10 protein-coding genes, 1 tRNA gene and 1 pseudogene are annotated in these 18,001 nt (G+C 71.3%); 10 read left to right on the plus strand and 2 right to left on the minus strand.

The window, feature by feature from the left end; genetic code table 11:
- The first annotated feature begins 55 nt into the window (after positions 1-55).
- The 7 genes from ACFWM7_RS22415 (at position 56) to ACFWM7_RS22445 (ending at position 12,331) form a co-directional block, all read left to right on the plus strand.
- Positions 56-1,591, plus strand: coding sequence for a methyltransferase (locus ACFWM7_RS22415; protein WP_383263234.1), 1,536 nt, complete (start codon positions 56-58; stop codon positions 1,589-1,591).
- Between the two features lie 641 nt (positions 1,592-2,232).
- Complete coding sequence (locus ACFWM7_RS22420; protein ID WP_205081811.1) at positions 2,233-2,430, plus strand: hypothetical protein; 198 nt, start codon at positions 2,233-2,235, stop codon at positions 2,428-2,430.
- 282 nt (positions 2,431-2,712) lie between these two features.
- Complete coding sequence (gene topA, locus ACFWM7_RS22425; protein WP_383263235.1) at positions 2,713-5,604, plus strand: type I DNA topoisomerase; 2,892 nt, start codon at positions 2,713-2,715, stop codon at positions 5,602-5,604.
- Between the two features lie 165 nt (positions 5,605-5,769).
- On the plus strand, positions 5,770-9,120 hold the full coding sequence (gene tmk / locus ACFWM7_RS22430) for a dTMP kinase (RefSeq protein ID WP_383263237.1): 3,351 nt from the start codon (positions 5,770-5,772) through the stop codon (positions 9,118-9,120).
- A gap of 166 nt (positions 9,121-9,286) precedes the next feature.
- On the plus strand, positions 9,287-10,492 hold the full coding sequence (locus tag ACFWM7_RS22435) for a DNA polymerase III subunit delta' (RefSeq protein WP_383263238.1): 1,206 nt from the start codon (positions 9,287-9,289) through the stop codon (positions 10,490-10,492).
- A gap of 127 nt (positions 10,493-10,619) precedes the next feature.
- A complete protein-coding gene (locus ACFWM7_RS22440; RefSeq protein WP_383263240.1) occupies positions 10,620-12,149 on the plus strand; it encodes an alpha/beta hydrolase in 1,530 nt (509 codons plus the stop codon).
- Between the two features lie 108 nt (positions 12,150-12,257).
- Positions 12,258-12,331 (plus strand) — tRNA-Thr (locus ACFWM7_RS22445).
- A gap of 128 nt (positions 12,332-12,459) precedes the next feature.
- Here the strand turns inward: ACFWM7_RS22445 and ACFWM7_RS22450 are convergent.
- Complete coding sequence (locus tag ACFWM7_RS22450) at positions 12,460-14,133, minus strand: tyrosine-type recombinase/integrase (RefSeq protein WP_383263242.1); 1,674 nt, start codon at positions 14,131-14,133, stop codon at positions 12,460-12,462.
- Complete coding sequence (locus ACFWM7_RS22455) at positions 14,130-14,831, minus strand: helix-turn-helix domain-containing protein (RefSeq protein ID WP_383263243.1); 702 nt, start codon at positions 14,829-14,831, stop codon at positions 14,130-14,132. The genes ACFWM7_RS22450 and ACFWM7_RS22455 overlap by 4 nt, the downstream gene beginning before the upstream one ends.
- Positions 14,832-14,925: 94 nt before the next feature.
- Between ACFWM7_RS22455 and ACFWM7_RS22460 the strand changes: the two genes are divergently transcribed.
- From ACFWM7_RS22460 to ACFWM7_RS22470, 3 genes and pseudogenes are all read left to right on the plus strand, one after another.
- Entirely contained in the window at positions 14,926-15,156 is a 231-nt protein-coding gene (locus ACFWM7_RS22460; protein ID WP_037630553.1) for a hypothetical protein, read from the plus strand.
- A 233-nt stretch (positions 15,157-15,389) separates the two neighbouring features.
- Positions 15,390-16,672, plus strand: a pseudogene (locus ACFWM7_RS22465) (DUF3631 domain-containing protein).
- Positions 16,673-17,091: 419 nt separating this feature from the next.
- A complete protein-coding gene (locus ACFWM7_RS22470; RefSeq protein WP_383263245.1) occupies positions 17,092-17,946 on the plus strand; it encodes a DUF2637 domain-containing protein in 855 nt (284 codons plus the stop codon).
- Positions 17,947-18,001 lie beyond the last annotated feature (55 nt).

Raw genomic sequence — 18,001 nt, forward strand, 5'->3', positions numbered from 1 at the left:
CCCGGTGGGTGTCCGGGCCGCTGCCGTTGTCGGTGGGACCGGACACAATGGGTGGGTGAGTAAGAGCAGCCTTCCCGCACCCGACCACGCCGCCGCCCTCCGTGAGGCCCTGCTCGCCGCGGACTTCACCGCGGACGGGCTCCTCGACCGCCTCGGCGCGCCCGCCTACGCCGCCCTCGCCCGCAGCGAGACCGTCCCCGCCCTGCGGGCCACCCGGGGCGACACCCCGCTCGACACGCTGGTGCGGCTGTTCCTTCTGCAGCGCCCCGTCGCCGAGGAGCAGGCCCGTGAAGCCCTGCCGCTGGACGAGTGCGTCGCGGACGGCTGGGCGACCCGCGAGAGCGGCGCGGGCGGGGAGGTCCGCGCGTGCGTCGACGTACGGCCGTACGGGGGGCCGGACGGCGAGGACTGGTTCATCGTGTCCGACCTCGGCTGCGCGGTCGGCGGTGCCGGCGGGATCGGCTCGCGCGAGGAGGGCGTCGTCCTCGGCGTCGGCGGGGCCTCCACCACCCTCGCCGGGATCACCGTGCGTACGCCGGTCGCCTCGGCGCTCGACCTCGGTACGGGCTCCGGCATCCAGGCGCTGCACGCCGCCCAGCACGCGACCCGGGTCACCGCCACCGACCTCAACCCCCGCGCCCTGGAGTTCACCCGGCTCACCCTCGCCCTGTCCGGCGCCGCCCCCGCCGATCTGCGCGAGGGATCCCTCTTCGAGCCGGTGGGCTCGGACACGTTCGACCTGATCGTTTCCAACCCGCCGTTCGTCATCTCGCCCGGCGCCCGCCTCACCTACCGGGACGGCGGCATGGGCGGTGACGATCTGTGCCGCACGCTCGTGCAGCAGGCGGGCGACCATCTGAACGACGGGGGATACGCGCAGTTCCTCGCCAACTGGCAGCACGTGGAGGGCGAGGAGTGGCAGGACCGGCTCCGCTCCTGGGTGCCGTACGGCTGCGACGCCTGGATCGTGCAGCGCGAGGTCCAGGACGTCACGCAGTACGCCGAGCTGTGGCTGCGGGACAGCGGTGACCACCGTAGCGACCCGGCCGAGTACGACGAGCGGTACGAGGCGTGGCTCGACGAGTTCGAGGCCCGGGGCACCACGTCCGTCGGGTTCGGCTGGATCACCCTGCGCAAGTCCGCCGAGGCGACGGCCGGTAACCCCTCGATCGTCGTCGAGGAGTGGCCGCACGCGGTGCAGCAGCCGCTCGGCCGGACCGTCCAGGAGCACTTCGCCCGCCAGGACTACCTCCGCGACCAGGACGACGCGGCGCTGCTCGCCGGGCACTTCACCCTCGCCGCCGAGGTCGTGCAGGAGCAGGTCGGCCTGCCGGGCGCGGAGGACCCCGAGCATGTGGTGCTGCGTCAGCACCGGGGCATGATGCGGGCGACCAAGGTCGACGCGGTGGCCGCCGGGTTCGCGGGCGTGTGCGACGGCTCGCTGCCCGCCGGGCGGATCCTGGACGCCATCGCGCAGTTGATGGCGGAGGACCCGGTGCTCCTGCGCGACCGGACTCCGCAGGCCATCCGGCTGCTGGTCGAGGAGGGCTTCCTGGAGCCGGCGCCCGGAGCCGTGACGCGGGGGGAGTAGGCCGGACGCGGCGGAGGGGCGGGAGAGGGGCGCCCCGGACAGCCAGGTGTCCGCTGCCCCGGACAGCCAGGTGTCCGCTGCCCCGAACACCAGGTGTTCGCTGCCCCGGGCACCCGTGTGCCGGTTGTCCCGGGCGCCCGGGTGCCCGCGGCGGCCGGGACTCTCGATGTCGGTTGTCCCGGCCCACCGGGCGGCCGCCGCCCCGCCTGTCCGAATGCGGCCCGGGCGCCTCCCGGTATCCGAGCCTCTCGGTCTCGGGCGCCTTCCGGTACCGGCCCGGTATGCGGGGCGTCCCCGTCCCGAGTGCCTTCCGGTACCGGCCGGTGGTGGTCGTTGCCCGGGGCCGCTGTCCTTATCAACCAGCGCGTTCGTGTCCACGCCCTCCCACGGCGCGCCCGGCCCGCACATTCCGGTCACGGACACGCCCCAGGCCCGCCCTCGGCCCCTGCCCGTACCGCCGAAGGAGTTCCGCCCGTCGGCGGGGGAGTGCTGTTCACCCGGGGTTCGTGTGGGCGATGCCCCGGAGTGACAACCTCCCCGTGCCGGACCGCCGAGGTCCGGATCCGACGGGCCGGCCGGCCCGTCCCGGGCGGCTCCCCGACGAGTCGTGCGACGGGTCATGCGACGGTCTAGGGGTAGACATGGAGAGCGTCTCAGCAGTCTTCGCCGGTACGGCCCTGGCGCTGTTCGGCGCCGCCCTCCTGATCTGGACAGGGGCGCGAGCCCTGCACCGCGCGCCGGTGGCGCACGGTGTGAGCCCCGTCGCCTCCACCGCGCTCACGACGCTCTTCGGCGTAGTTTTCCTCGGCCTCGGCGTGTGGGTCTTCACGCTCGTCTGATCCCCGTCCCCGGCCGGGCGACGCCCGGCCCGACAGGTTCTCCGGCGCACACCGCGACCCCCTCCGAAAAGCCGCAGGCCGAAGCCCCGCGTGGCCCGGACCCGGCGGTCCGGGCGGCAGGAATGGCGGAAGTCGGGTTACCGTTCGAGTGGCCGTTGCGGGCTTTTGCCGTTTGACACGGGGGCGGGTTGTACCGTCACACTCCGCAGCGACAGCACCGCGTGCAGCGTCATGACGCTGCCCCGCATGCCCATCGAGTGTCGACCGGAGAGAAGAGCGAAGTTGTCCCCGACCAGCGAGACCGCACAGGGCGGCCGCCGACTCGTCATCGTCGAGTCGCCTGCCAAGGCGAAGACGATCAAGGGCTATCTCGGCCCCGGATACGTCGTCGAGGCGAGCGTCGGGCACATCCGCGACCTCCCGAACGGCGCGGCCGAGGTCCCGGACGAGTACACCGGCGAGGTACGCCGCCTCGGGGTGGACGTCGAACACGACTTCCAGCCCATCTATGTCGTCAACGCCGACAAGAAGGCCCAGGTCAGGAAGCTCAAGCAGCTGCTGGCCGAGTCCGACGAACTCTTCCTCGCCACCGATGAGGACCGCGAGGGCGAAGCCATCGCGTGGCACCTCCAGGAAGTCCTGCGGCCCAAGGTCCCGGTCCACCGGATGGTCTTCCACGAGATCACCAAGGACGCGATCCGGGCCGCCGTCGCCAACCCGCGCGAGCTGAACCAGCGCATGGTCGACGCCCAGGAGACCCGCCGTATTCTCGACCGCCTCTACGGCTACGAAGTCTCGCCGGTCCTGTGGAAGAAGGTCATGCCGAAGCTCTCGGCGGGCCGCGTCCAGTCCGTCGCCACCCGCCTCGTCGTCGAGCGGGAGCGCGAGCGCATCGCCTTCCGCTCCGCCGAATACTGGGACCTGACCGGAAAGTTCGCCACCGGCCGCACCGGTGACGCCTCCGACCCCTCGACCCTGACCGCCCGCCTCAGCGCGGTCGACGGCCGCCGCATCGCCCAGGGCCGCGACTTCGGCCCCGACGGGCAGCTCAAGGCCGGCTCCGCCCAGACCCTGCACCTGGACGAGACGAACGCCCGCGCGCTCGCCGCCGCGCTCGCCGACTCCTCCTTCGCGGTCCGGTCCGTCGAGTCGAAGCCGTACCGCCGCTCCCCGTACGCCCCCTTCCGGACCACGACCCTCCAGCAGGAGGCGAGCCGCAAGCTGGGCTTCGGGGCCAAGGCGACCATGCAGGTGGCGCAGAAGCTGTACGAGAACGGCTTCATCACCTATATGCGTACCGACTCCACGACCCTCTCGGACACCGCGGTCTCCGCGGCCCGGGCTCAGGTCACGCAGCTGTACGGGGCGAGCTACCTGCCCGACAAGCCGCGTACGTACGCCGGCAAGGTCAAGAACGCGCAGGAGGCGCACGAGGCGATCCGCCCCTCCGGCGACCGCTTCCGCACCCCCGCCGAGACCGGGCTCACCGGCGACCAGTTCCGGCTCTACGAGCTGATCTGGAAGCGGACCGTCGCCTCCCAGATGAAGGACGCGACCGGTAACTCCGTCACCGTCAAGATCGGCGGCCGGGCGAGCGACGGCCGCGACGCCGAGTTCTCCGCGTCCGGCAAGACGATCACCTTCCACGGCTTCATGAAGGCGTACGTCGAAGGCGCCGACGACCCGAACGCCGAGCTGGACGACCGCGAGCGCCGGCTGCCGCAGGTCGCCGAGGGCGACGCGCTGTCCGCCGACGAGATCACGGTCGACGGGCACGCCACCAAGCCCCCGGCCCGCTACACCGAGGCCTCGCTGGTCAAGGAGCTGGAAGAGCGCGAGATCGGCCGCCCCTCCACGTACGCCTCGATCATCGGGACCATCCTGGATCGCGGTTACGTCTTCAAGAAGGGCACGGCACTCGTCCCGTCCTTCCTGTCCTTCGCCGTGGTCAACCTGCTGGAGAAGCACTTCGGCCGGCTCGTCGACTACGACTTCACCGCCCGCATGGAGGACGACCTCGACCGCATCTCGCGGGGCGAGGCCCAGTCCGTGCCGTGGCTCAAACGCTTCTACTTCGGCGCCCAGCCCGGTGACGACACCGCCGCGGCGGGAGCGGCCTCCGACGCGGGCAACGGCGACGGCGACCACCTAGGCGGCCTGAAGGCACTGGTCACCGACCTCGGCGCGATCGACGCCCGGGAGATCTCGTCCTTCCCCGTCGGCAACGACATCAAGCTCCGCGTCGGCCGCTACGGCCCCTACATCGAGCGGGGCGAGAAGGACGCCGAGGGCCACCAGCGTGCCGACGTGCCCGAGGACCTCGCCCCCGACGAGCTGACCGTCGAGCTGGCTGAGGAGCTGCTGGCCAAGCCCAGCGGCGACTTCGAGCTGGGCGCCGACCCGGTGACCGGCAACCAGATCATCGCCAAGGACGGCCGCTACGGCCCGTACGTCACCGAGGTGCTGCCCGAGGGGACGCCGAAGACCGGCAAGAACGCGGTGAAGCCGCGGACCGCCTCCCTCTTCAAGACCATGTCCCTGGACACGGTCACCCTCGCCGACGCCCTCAAGCTGATGTCGCTGCCGCGCGTCGTCGGCGAGGACGCCGAGGGTGTCGAGATCACCGCGCAGAACGGCCGCTACGGCCCGTATCTGAAGAAGGGCACCGACTCCCGGTCGCTGACCTCCGAGGACCAGCTCTTCGACATCACCCTCGAAGAGGCCCTCGCGATCTACGCCCAGCCCAAGCAGCGCGGCCGGGCCGCGGCCAAGCCGCCGCTGAAGGAGCTGGGCACCGACCCGGTCAGCGGTGCGCCGGTCGTGGTGAAGGACGGCCGCTTCGGCGCGTACGTCACCGACGGCGAGACCAACGCGACGCTGCGGACCGGTGACAGCGTCGAGGAGATCACGCCCGAGCGCGGCTACGAGCTGCTCGCCGAGAAGCGCGCCAAGGGGCCCGCCAAGAAGAAGACGGCCAAGAAGGCGCCCGCGAAGAAGGCGACGGCCAAGAAGACGGCCGCGAAGAAGACGACGGCCACCAAGACCGCGGCCGCCAAGAAGACCACGGCGACGAAGACGACGACGGCCAAGAAGGCGACGGCCACGAAGACCGCCGCCAAGAAGACGACGGCTACGAAGAAGACGGCCTCGGCCTCCGCCCCGTCGGACGACTGACGGCCTCATCGAGCGGACAGCACCCCGCCCGGCGCCCGGATCCCCGTGATCCAGGTGCCGGGCGGCGGCGGTTCAAGCCGGGTGTGAGGCCTGGCCGGAAACTGTCTACGGCCATATGTTCGGACGGGCCGACAGTCACCGCACCGCTGCCGATAGGCTGGGCGGATGACGCGAGCCGAGCAGCCAACGGTCGTGAGCCCCACCTCCGACACACTTGCCGCAGACTCACGCGAGCGCGCCGTACGGGCCCTGTTGCGCATTCCCCCGCTGAAGCGGTTGTGGAGTGCCCAGCTCGTCGGCGGTATCGGCGATGCACTCGCCCTTCTCGTGCTGGTGCTGCTGTCGCTGCAAGCGGCGGTCCTTGAGGGCTCATTCGGCACCGGATACCGCGGGGCGGCCTTCGCCGTCGCCGCCGTCTTCGGTGCCCGGATCCTTTCCACCCTGTTCTTCGGAGCCGTACTCCTGGGACCGCTGACGTCCCTCACGGGGCCCGGCGGAAAGCTGGACCGGCGATGGCTGATGATCGGGGTGGACGGGCTGCGCCTGGCGCTGCTGGTCGTCGCCCCGCTGTGGATCGACTGGACGCCCGACAAGGCGCTCATGATGGTCCTCATCACCGTCTTCGTGACCGGCGCCGGTGAGCGCCTGTGGGCCGTGGCCAAGGACAGCGCCGCCCCGGCGCTGCTGCCGGGCCCGCCCCCCGAAGGCGCGGCCGTACGCCCCCTGCCCGACCATCTCGACGCCCTGCGCCGCCTTTCGCTGCGCACGAACTTCCTCGCGGTGCCCGCCGCCGCGGTGGCCCTGCTGGTCGCCACGCTGGTCGGCAACCTTCTCGGCTCCGGCCTGGAGTGGTTCTCCTTCCACCAGGCGGCCCTGGGGTCCTATGTCGCGGCGGGTCTCTTCTCCGCCTCCATCTCCACCCTGTACTTCCTGGACTTCCCCGCCGACCGGACGCCCCGGCCGCGCTCCCCGCTGGAGGGCCTGCGCCGTCCCGCCACCGGCACCGGCCCCGACAAGGGCCGCACCGGCGCGGTCCCCCTGCTGGTCGCGGTCTGCGCGGCCGTCGCCGGAGCCGTCGCCGCGGCCGCGGCCGTCTCCGTCCTGCACGCCTACGATCTCGGCGGCGGGCCCGCCACGTTCGCGCTGCTGATTCTCGGACTGACCGGCGGCACCGCCCTCGGTATACGCACCGCACGCCACGTACTGCCCACCCTGTCGCGCCGCCGCCTGCTGGCGCTGGCCGTCATGGTCACCGGCCTCGCGCTCCTCGCGCTCGGCCTGGTGCCGGACACCGCGACCGGGATCGCCATCGCCCTGCTCGCCGGGTACGCCGCCGGGGTCGCCGCCAACACCGGGCACACCCTGATCGACCAGGAGACCGAGGCGTTCCGGCAGGCCCGGACCACCGAGCACCTCCAGGCCGTCGTCCGGGTGCTTGTCGCGCTCGGCGCGGTCGCGGGCCCGTTGCTGGCCGCCGCGATCGGCCGGCACCGCCTGGTCGCCGGTGACTTCGTCTTCGCCCACGGCGGGGCCGCCTTCACTCTGATGCTGCTCGGCGCGCTGCTGCTGCCCGTCGCCGCTCTCGTCCTCGCCAAGACGGACGACCGGGCGGGTGTGCCGCTGCGCCGGGACCTGCGCGAGGCGCTGCGCGGCGGCGACCCGGCGGTCGCGCCCGCGGCCACCGGCTTCTTCCTCGCCCTGGAGGGCGGCGACGGAGCGGGCAAGTCGACCCAGGTTGAGGCGCTCGCCGACTGGATCCGGTCCAAGGGCCACGAGGTCGTCGTCACCCGCGAGCCCGGGGCCACCCCGGTCGGCAAGCGGCTGCGGTCGATCCTGCTGGACGTCTCGTCCGCCGGTCTGTCCAACAGGGCCGAGGCCCTGCTGTACGCCGCCGACCGCGCCGAGCACGTCGACTCCGTCGTCCGCCCGGCGCTGGAGCGCGGCGCGATCGTCATCTCCGACCGCTACATCGACTCGTCCGTCGCCTACCAGGGCGCGGGCCGGGACCTGGCCCCGACCGAGATCGCCCGGATCTCGCGGTGGGCGACGAGTGGCCTCGTACCGCATCTGACGGTGCTGCTGGACGTCGACCCGGCGACCGCGCGGGAGCGGTTCACGGAGGCGCCGGACCGGCTGGAGTCGGAGCCGGCGGAGTTCCACGAGCGGGTACGGTCCGGGTTCCTGACCCTGGCCGCCGCTGACCCGACCCGCTATCTGGTGGTGGACGCCGGCCAGGAGCCGGAGTCGATCACCACGGTCGTACGTCACCGGCTCGACCAGCTCCTTCCGCTCTCCGAGGCCGAGATCGAGGCCATCGAGGAGGCCCGGCGCCAGGCCGAGGAGGAAGCCCGGCGCAAGGCGGAGGAAGAGGCCGCGCGCAAGGCCGAGGAGGAGCGCCTGGAGAAGGAGCGCCAGGAGCAGCTCGCCCGGCTGCGCGCCGAAGAGGAGGAGCGCAAGCAGCGCGAGCTGGAGGAAGCCCGCCGCCGCGAGGCCGAACGCCAGGCGGAGGAGGCCCGGCAGCGCGCCGAGGAGGCCCGCCGCCGCGCCGAGGAGGACCGGCTCCGGCTGGAGGCCGAGGAGCGGGTCCGTGCGGCCGAGCAGGAGCGGCTGCGCCTGAAGGCCGAGGAGGAGGCCCGGCAGCGCCAGGAGGCCGAGGCACAGCGGCTGGAGAAGCAGCGCAAGGCCGAAGAGGCCTTGATGCGCGCCGAGGAGGCCCGCCGCCGGGCCGAGGTCGAGGCGGCCGCCCGTACGGAGGCGGCGCGGGCCGAGGCCGAGCGGGCTGAGGCGGCGCGGGCTGAGGCGGCGCGGGCTGAGGCGGCGCGGGCTGAGGCGGCGCGGGCTGAGGCGGCGCGGGCGTCCCGTGCGGAGACGGCCTCGCGGTCGGAGGGCCCGTCCGTTCCGGAGAACGAGCTGACGGTGCCCACGCCGATCGTGAACCCGAACGAGATCACGCAGCCGGTTCCGACGGCCCGGCCGGAGGGCGAGCGTTCTTCCGGCACGGGGACGGGGACGGGTGCTGGTGCTGGTGCGGGCTCGGGTTCGGGTACGGGGACGGGTTCGGGTGGACGTTCCGGTTCCGGTTCCGGTTCTGGATCCCGCTCCGGTTCTGAATCCGGTTCCGGCTACGGTTCCGGGGACGACGAGACGGCGTTGCTGCCGCGCGTCACGGATCAGCGGCCGGCGGACCGTCAGCAGGCCCGGGACGCGGACGAGACGGCCGTGCTGCCGCCGGTGCGCGACGACCAGCCCTCCGACCGGATGCCCCAGGGCTTCTTCCGGGACGAGAGCCCGGCGCCCTCGCCCGCGGAGAGCGAGAACGAGCGCACCCGGGAACTGCCGCAGGTCGAGGACCCGAACGCCCCGGCCCCTGACCGGAAGCAGGGCCGCCGCAAGCGCCCTCGCCCGGACTGGGCGGAGGAGACCCCGCTGGACGATCTGCCGACCCTGGCGGACGAGCTCCTCGGCGGCCAGGACGACGAGGACCGCGGGGGCCGGGGACGCCGCCCGCGCGGCTGACGCGCCCGCCGCGGCGCCGCAGTGACGTACCGGCCCGTCCGTCCCTCCGGGGGCGGGCGGGCCGGACTGTCAGTGGCGTCCCCCACAATGGAGAGCGACCAATGGAGAGCGACGACGCACCGCGGTTCGCGGGCCGTGCACGACACCACCGGAAGGGCGGTGACCGATGACCGTATGGGACGACCTGGTCGGACAGGACCGAGTGCAGGAACAGCTCGCCGCTGCCGCCCGGGACGCCGATGCGCTGGTCACGGCCGTGTCCGACGGCAAGCCGCTGGACCAGGGTTCGAAAATGACGCACGCCTGGCTGTTCACCGGACCACCCGGTTCCGGCCGCTCCACGGCGGCGCGGGCGTTCGCCGCCGCGCTCCAGTGCACGAGCCCGGACCGGGCGCTGGGCGGAGCCCCCGGCTGCGGCTTCTGCGACGGCTGCCACACGAGCCTGATCGGTACGCACGCCGACGTCCAGGTCATCCGCACGGATCTGCTCTCCATCGGCGTGAAGGAGACCCGGGACCTGGTCCGGCGCGCCCAGCTCTCGCCGGCGGTCGGGCGGTGGCAGGTCATCGTCATGGAGGACGCCGACCGCCTCACCGAGGGCGCGGGCAACGTCCTGCTGAAGGCCGTCGAGGAGCCCGCGCCGCGCACGGTGTGGATGCTGTGCGCTCCCTCGCTCGAAGACGTCCTGCCCACGATCCGTTCCCGCTGCCGGCACCTCACCCTGAGCACCCCGCCGGTGGAGGCCGTGGCCGACGTCCTGATCCGCCGTGACGGCGTCGACCCCGAGCGGGCGCACTCCGCGGCGCGCGCGACCCAGGGACACATCGGGCGGGCCCGCCGCCTCGCCACTGACGAGCGGGCGCGGGCGCGGCGGGCGGCAGTGCTGAAGGTTCCGCTGCGGGTCGCCGACGTGGGCGGCTGCCTCAAGGCGGCCCAGGAGCTGATCGACACGGCGACCGACGACGCCAAGCAGATGGCGGAGGAGGTCGACGTCAAGGAGACCGAGGACCTCAAGGCGGCGCTCGGCGGGGTGGCCGGGGGCCGGATGCCGCGCGGTACGGCGGGCGCAATGAAGGAGCTGGAGGACAAGCAGAAGCGCCGCAAGACGCGTACGCAGCGCGACAGCCTGGACCTGGCCCTGACCGAGCTGACCGGGTTCTACCGCGATGTGCTGGCGCTCCAGCTCGGCTCGAAGCTGGCCATCGCCAATGTCGACGTGCAGGACTCCCTCGACCGGATCGCGGAGTCCTCGACGCCCGCGCAGACCCTGCGCAGGATCGAGTCGGTGATCGCCTGCCGGGAGGCGATGGACCGCAATGTGGCGCCGCTGCTGGCGGTGGAGGCGATGACGATGGCGCTGCGGGCGGGCTGAGGCTTCCCGGGGCCTGTTCAGCTGCGGGGCACTGTTCAGCTGCGGGGCACTGTTCAGTTACGTGGGCCTGTTCACCCGAATGAGCAGGGAATCGGACGACTCGTCACCCGCCGGATACGCTCCCTGAATGGATACCAGGCGCCTGCTCCGCACCTTCGCCATCGGGATCGGCACTGCCGGCCTGCTCATCTCCGGCTGCAGCAGCAGCGGCTCGTCGCCGAACGCTTCGGCCACCGGCACCGCTGCTCCCGAGGGACTGTCGTCGTACTACACGCAGAAGCTGAGCTGGCGCGACTGCGGAGTGGAGGGGTTCGAGTGCACGACGATGAAGGCGCCGAGGGACTACGACAAGCCGGACGACGGGGACATCGAGCTCGCCGTCTCCCGTAAGAAGGCCACCGGCCCCGGCAAGCGGATCGGTTCCCTCCTGGTGAACCCGGGCGGCCCCGGCGGCTCCGCGATCGGCTATCTCCAGGGATACGCGGCCCTCGGCTACCCCGCCCCGGTGCGGGCCCGCTACGACATGGTGGCCATCGATCCGCGCGGCGTGGCCCGCAGCGAGCCCGTCGAGTGCCTCACCGGTGCGGAGATGGACGCCTACACTCAGGTCGACCAGACCCCGGACGACGACGCGGAGGTCCGGAAGCTCAGCGACACCTTCGAGAAGTTCGCGGCGGGCTGCGAGAAGCGGTCCGGCGAGATCCTGCCGTACGTCTCCACCGTCGACACGGCCCGCGACATGGACGTCCTGCGCGCCCTGCTCGGCGACGAGAAGCTGCATTACGTCGGAGCGTCGTACGGCACCTTCCTGGGCGCGACCTACGCGGACCTCTTCCCGAAGCGGGCCGGACGCCTCGTCCTGGACGGGGCGATGGACCCGTCCCTGAAGGCCGTCGACATGAACCGCGACCAGACGGCCGGCTTCGAGGGGGCCTTCCAGTCCTTCGCCGCGGACTGCGTGAAGCAGCCGGACTGCCCGCTCGGCACGACGAACACCGCCGACGCGGCGACCGCCCTCAAGCAGCTCTTCAAGGACCTGGACGAGAATCCGATCCCGACCGGCGACGACCGCGAGCTGACCGAGTCCCTGGCGACCACCGGGGTGATCGCCGCGATGTACGACGAGGCGGCCTGGCCGCAGCTCCGGGAGGCGCTGGAGGGCGCGCAGCGCAGCGACGGCTCCGGCCTCCTCTCGCTGGCCGACAGCTACTACGAGCGCGAGCCGAACGGGAAGTACGCGAACCTGATGTTCGCCAACGCCGCCGTGAACTGCCTCGACCTGCCGCCCGCCTTCAACGGCCCCGACGCGGTCGAGAAGGCGGTCCCGGACTTCGAGAAGGCCTCCCCGGTCTTCGGGCGCGGCTTCGCCTGGGCCTCCCTGAACTGCGCGTACTGGCCGACGAAGGCCACCGGCACCCCGCACCGCACCGAGGCGAAGGGCGCCGCCCCGATCGTCGTCGTCGGCACCACCCGCGACCCGGCCACCCCGTACAAGTGGTCCGAGGCCCTCGCGGAGCAGCTCTCCTCCGGCACCCTGCTCACCTACGAGGGCGACGGCCACACCGCGTACGGCCGGGGCAGCGACTGCATCGACACGGCGATCAACACGTACCTCCTGGAGGGCACCCCGCCCACCGACGGCAAGAAGTGCACCTGACCCACTCTGACCAGGACAGATGCCTCCGGGGGTGCCGTGTGCGGAGCACCCCCGGAAACTGTGTAGACTTGGCTCCGCTGCTGATCGCACCATAGTGCGACAGGGCACGCCGCCTTAGCTCAGTTGGCCAGAGCAACGCACTCGTAATGCGTAGGTCTCGGGTTCGAATCCCGAAGGCGGCTCAGAAGAACCCCAGGTCACATAGCCCGTGACCTGGGGTTTTCTGTTGCCCGGGGCATCACGGGTCACACGGCCGGGTTGCCGTGACGTTGCTTGCGTGAGCGGTGCGTGAGCGGAGCCGCTCAGGTACCTACTTCTTGGGCTTGCGGCGCGTGGCCTTCTTGGTGGCCTTGGCCTGGGCTTTCGCCTTGTCCCTCTTCGGCTTGCCGCCGCCCTTGCTGCCCTTGCCGACGTCGGCCGCCTCGGCCGCAGCCTTCCTGGCCTTCTCCTTCTTCGCGGCCTTGCGCGCGGCCTTCTCGGCCTCGGCCTTCCGCTGGAGGGGGACGAGCTTCGCGGTGGCCTCGGCGGCGCTCTTGCCGACGTGGGGGAGGACGCTCTGGTAGATGTCTCGCGTGATGCGGGTGTCGCTGTGCCCGAGGGTGTCCGACACGATCTTGATGTCGATGTCGGCGGCGAGCATGAGGGTGGCCGCGCCGTGGCGCAGATTGTGCAGGCGGATCGGCGGGAGACCGGAAGCGGCGACGAGGCGCTCGAAGAGGTCGGTCACCTTGCCGGGGTGGAGCCAGGAGCCGTCTTCCTGGGTGAAGACGTGGCCAGTCTCGACCCAGGCTGTGCCCCATTCTTCGCGGGCCGTTTCCTGCCGTTCGCGGTGGTGCTTCAGGACGTCGACGGTGTCGTCGTCGAGGGCAACGACGCGGGAGCCGCTGTCGGTCTTGGGGTCGGACGCCTCCACCTCCCAGCCGTCCTGGACGAGTTGAGAGGAGACGGTGAGGGAGTGGGTGTCGAGGTTCGTCTCCGACCACGGCTGGCCGCACGCCTCGCCTCGGCGCAGGCCGCGGAACGCGATCAGGTGCCACATCGCGTACAGCCGGTCCTCGGCGACGAAGTCGAGGAAGGCACCGGTCTGTTCCGGCGTCCAGACCATCACGGGTGACGGCTTCTCGCCGGTCTGCTCCCACTTGGCGACCCGCTCGTCCGTCCACACGAGCGCCTTCGGCTTGCGCACGGGGTCGATCTCGACATGGGCGGCCGGGTTGAACGTGATGATCTGCTGCCCGATCGCGTCGTTCAGGGCGGCCCGGAGGGTGGCCTTGACGTGCAGCCGCGTGGCAGGGCCGGTGACGCGGCGGAAGGGCGGCATCTCGTCGATCGCGGCTTTCATGGCCTTGCGACGAGCCCGGTTCCCGACGCCCTTCCACGGCACCGTCGCCAACTCGTCGAGTGCGGCCCTTCGCTGGGCGTTGTCCTCCAGGATCTGGGCGTTGGCCTCGCGGATGTCGGTGAACATCTCGCTGAGGTGGCTGACGCGCAGCCGGTCCAGGCGCCGATTGCCGATGCGCGGCTTCAGGTGGACACGGATATCGGTCTCGTAGCGGTTGAGGCCGGACTTGCGTATGCGCTTGCCTGCCAGCCACCGGTCGAGCCATTCGGCGACGGTCAGGCTGCCGATCAGGTCCTGACCGGCGTTGAGGCGCCGCCGTGTCTCCTCTACCTCGGGCAGGGGAGAGCGCTCGCGGCTGACCTCGGCCAGCATCTCGGCGATGAGTTCGGTGCCCTCGGGGTCGTCCGAGTCGGCGAGTCCGAGTAGGGCGCGTATGTGGTCGAGGTCGGCCTGGGCCGCCTTGAGGCTGCCGTACCCGCCACGGGCGAAGGAGCGGCGGCTGCCGCCCTCGCGGGGGGAGAGCTCCTGGCGTACGGAGTAGGTGCAGTGGTTCCTGCTGTTGCGCTTGGGGCAGGAGGTGCCTAGTTCCCTGCCGGTCTTCGGGTCGCGGCAGGAGCAGCGGCGGTAGGTGGAGCCCTTCAAAGATCATTCTCCTCGCTGGTTTCGGGATCGCTCCCGGATGAGTCGATTACGTGGACCACGTCGTGCCACAGGTGCGGGGGTGTGGCGCCCTCTTCCTCGATGAAGGCGCGAACTCTGCGCAGGCGGTTTTCGGCGTCGTCGGCCGCCTCGGCGGCACGGGCCTGGGAGCGGAGGGCCTCGGCCTTCCGGTCGGCATTCGGGGCGGTCTGGGCGTGGTAGCGCGCGTACTCCTCGTCGCGTCGCGCACTTCGCAGCTGCTCCTGGGCGGCGTGATGGACTCGGAAGTAGCGGAGCATGTCGTCGTCCGCTCCGAGATCGGTCTCCTCTCCGGTGAACCACCGCAGCGCATCCAGAGTGGAAGTGGAGTCCTGCAGCGGGAGCCGCTGCACGTCATCGACATAGCCCACGGGATAGAGCAGGCAGATGGGCGGGGTGCCCAGCGCCTCGGCCAGCACCATGACGTCGACCAAGGGCAGGTTGGAGCGGCGTCCGGACTCCATGTTGGCGATGACGTTGCGCGGGATCGGATGGCCGATCTCCGCGCATCTGTCGGCCAAGTCCTGTGCGCTCCAACCCAATTCCTTCCGTCGTCTGCGGACCTCGGCGGCCACGGTGGCCATGACCTGGTCCACCCACTCCGGGACGTCGTCCTCGTCGTCGGCCTTGCTCGATCCATGGTGACTTCGGCGTTGTGTCATGCAGACACATTAGCTCGCTTAGCGTTGATTCCAAGACCTGGAGACGGACGCGGAGGTCGCGTTCGCCGTGGGCTCAGTCATGGATGGAGTGCGCATGCGCCAGAACGAAGACGCCGGAGGGGCGAAGGGGATGAGTCGCGAGGAGCTTTTGGGACTCCCGGCGGCCGTTGACCTGGAGACGGGTAACCGTGCGTTGGGGCTCGGCCGGAGCAAGGGCTACGAGTTGGCCAAGCGCGGCCAGTACCCGTGCAAGGTGCTCAGGCTCGGGAACGCCTACCGGGTGGTGACCGCAGACCTGTTGGCCTTGCTGGGACTGGCCGCATGAGGCACGTGATGCGTCGTAGGCCCTTCTGCGCTGAGCTGACACAGAAATGCTGGACTGTGGCACGGCGTGGACGTACTGTCCGTGGTCGCTCGCGGTACCGAGACCCCGGCGAGAAGAGGGAGAGCCTCCGACGGTGCAACGCCGGAGGCTCCAGGACTCCCCAGCAATCCCGTGAGATCCGACCCGGCGACAAGGGCGTGCAAGCCCGCAGCCGCCAGACGAGGAGCCGCCCAGTGCAACCCGAGAACCCCGACTCCTATTCCTCCCCCGCCCGAGCGGCCTGGCCCGCCACGGCCATCCCCGGCCGGCCCGGCGCTCATCTGGGTCCGGCCCAGGCCGCCTATGCCACAGCGGCGATGCACGATGGTCCGGCTGACGGCAGCGAGGCGGACCCGGCAAGGGGCCTGGAGACCATTCCCGACGCGGAGCCGACGCCAGGCTCGAATCTGCTGGACGAACTGCGCTCCCAGATAGCCCAGTTCGTGATTCCGCCCTCTCCCGAGGCCCTGGACGCGGTCACCCTCTGGGTGGCGGCGACGCAGCTCCAGCCCGCTTGGCAGCACGCCCCTCGGCTGGCAGTGGTGGGACCTGCGAAACGGTGTGGAAAGTCCCGGCTCCTGGACGTGCTGACCGAGACGGTCCACGAGCCGATGCTCACCATCAACACCACACCAGCGGCCATCTTCCGTTCGATCAACGAGGAGGAGCCACCGACGCTGCTGGTGGACGAGGCCGACACCATCTTCGGCCCCAAGGTCGCGGAGAAGAACGAGGAGACACGCGGCCTCCTCAACGCCGGCCACCAGCGCGGCCGGTACGTCACCCGGGTCGTTGGCAATGACCACACCCCGCACAGGTTCGCCACCTTCGCCATGGCGGCCATCGCGGGGATCGGTGACCTGCCGGACACCGTCATGGATCGATCCGTCGTCATCCGTATGCGCCGCAGGGCCGAGGGCGAGAAGGTCAAACCCTTCCGCTCGCGACGCGACATCCCGGCTCTGCACGAACTGCGCGACCGTATCCGTGCCTGGGCTCTCCCGCTACTGGAGGACGCTGCGATCCTGGAGCCGGAGATGCCGGTCGAGGATCGAGCCGCTGACACCTGGGAGCCTCTGGTGATCGTCGCGGACCTGGCCGGTGGTCGCTGGCCACGGCTTGCGCGGATCGCGTGCGCACGGATGGTCGCGGCCGAGGTGGCAGCTGAGGAGGATCACCCGAGTGGGGCGCGGATCCTCTCTGACATCCGACGGGTCTTCTTCGCGCAGCGGGAGGCGGACAGCCTCTGCACCTCCTGAACGCGGATGCCGAAGCCCCGTGGGGAGGGCGTGGACGCTATGGCCTGACCTCCCGGGAGCTCAGCGGGATGCTGCGCGACTACGACATCCGGCCCGGCAACGTGCGCATGGCCGACCGGACTCAGCGCAAGGGCTACACGCGCAACAAGTTCCTGGACGCCTGGCGGCGGTACTGCCCGACCGTCCACCCGGTCGACGCTCGGCGCGGCGAAAGCTGACCCCCACCTCCCTGGTTGCCGTACTTGCCGTCCCTGCCGTGATCGTGCAGGTCAGGGCACACAGCAGCAAGACGGCAGCCGAGGGCAAGACGGCAGCGCACGCGCCTGAGCACGTGCAGCCAGCAGGGGTACGGCGTCCAGATCCGTCTTGCCCCGTCCCGGGCGTCTTCGCCGTATCGCAGCAGGTCACAGTCCTGCTCGCTGGGACGGCTGCCGCGACAGGCCGTCCCAGCGGATGCAGGCGCCCGGACAGGAGCCGGGGCGGATCCGCCTCATCCCTGTCCCGAGTCGGGACAAGACGCCAGAGCTTCCCGCCAAGACGGCACGTCAGGCGCGCTGCCGTACCGCGCTGACCTGCACGTGCAACGCACAAGACGGCAAAGACGCCCCTCACCCATTACCCCCAAGGAGATTCCCGCTTGACCGCCCCGCACCTCACCACGTCGTCACCGCAGACCCGAGATGACGTCCCAGCCGAAGAGCAGCGACCGAAGCGTGCCGACGCAGAGCGGCTCGTGCTCGGCGCGGCCGGCATCGTCATCGTGGCCCTGACAGTCGGAGCGTTCTGGCTGTCCTACGCGCACCTCGCCGATGTCGCAGGCCAGCACGGGCTTGGCGCATCCCCCATCCGCCGATGGGCCTGGCCCGCCACCCTGGACGCGTTCATCGTCGCCGGTGAACTGCTCATGCTGCGGGCTGCGCTCCGGCGTAAGACCGACCTCTGGGCGGTCGCCGTGACCGCTGCCGGATCGGTCGGCTCCATCGCACTGAACGTCGCTGGGGTCAGCGGCGCGGACAACGAGCGCAGCGTTCCGCTCCTCGACTACGTGGTCGCTGCCGTCCCTCCGGCCGCCGCGATGGTCGCGTTCGGCGTGCTGATGCGACAGATCCACCAGCTTGTGGCACCAACCGATGCCCCATCCGGTATCGGCTCCGTAGCTGTGCGTAACCGGCCGGTCGGTGAGCACGGCGAGGGTCGATGGCAGGACGCTGCCGCCGAGGTTCCGCAAGCTTCCGGCGAGGAGCGGGCGGAATCCACGTCCCCGGTACCGAAGGCCAAACCAGTCGGCGGCCGTCCTCCGAAGGCGACCATCGCGGAACTGAAGGCCATCGGCCGGGCCGCCGGTCGCCAGCACGGCAAACTCACGCGTGGCCTGCTGCGAGCTGCCGTGAAGGAACGGAACTTGACGATCGGAAGCGCGCGGCAGACAGAAGTCATGGAGTCGCTCCGGCCGGAACTCGAAGCCGCTGGCATCAAGGTCTCCGGAGGCTGACGCCTCGCGTGCTCGGGTGAGCGTACCCGTGCGGTTCACCCGAGCACACGCCGGT

It is taken from the genome of Streptomyces sp. NPDC058375, assembly GCF_042723425.1.
Classification (GTDB): domain Bacteria; phylum Actinomycetota; class Actinomycetes; order Streptomycetales; family Streptomycetaceae; genus Streptomyces; species Streptomyces durocortorensis.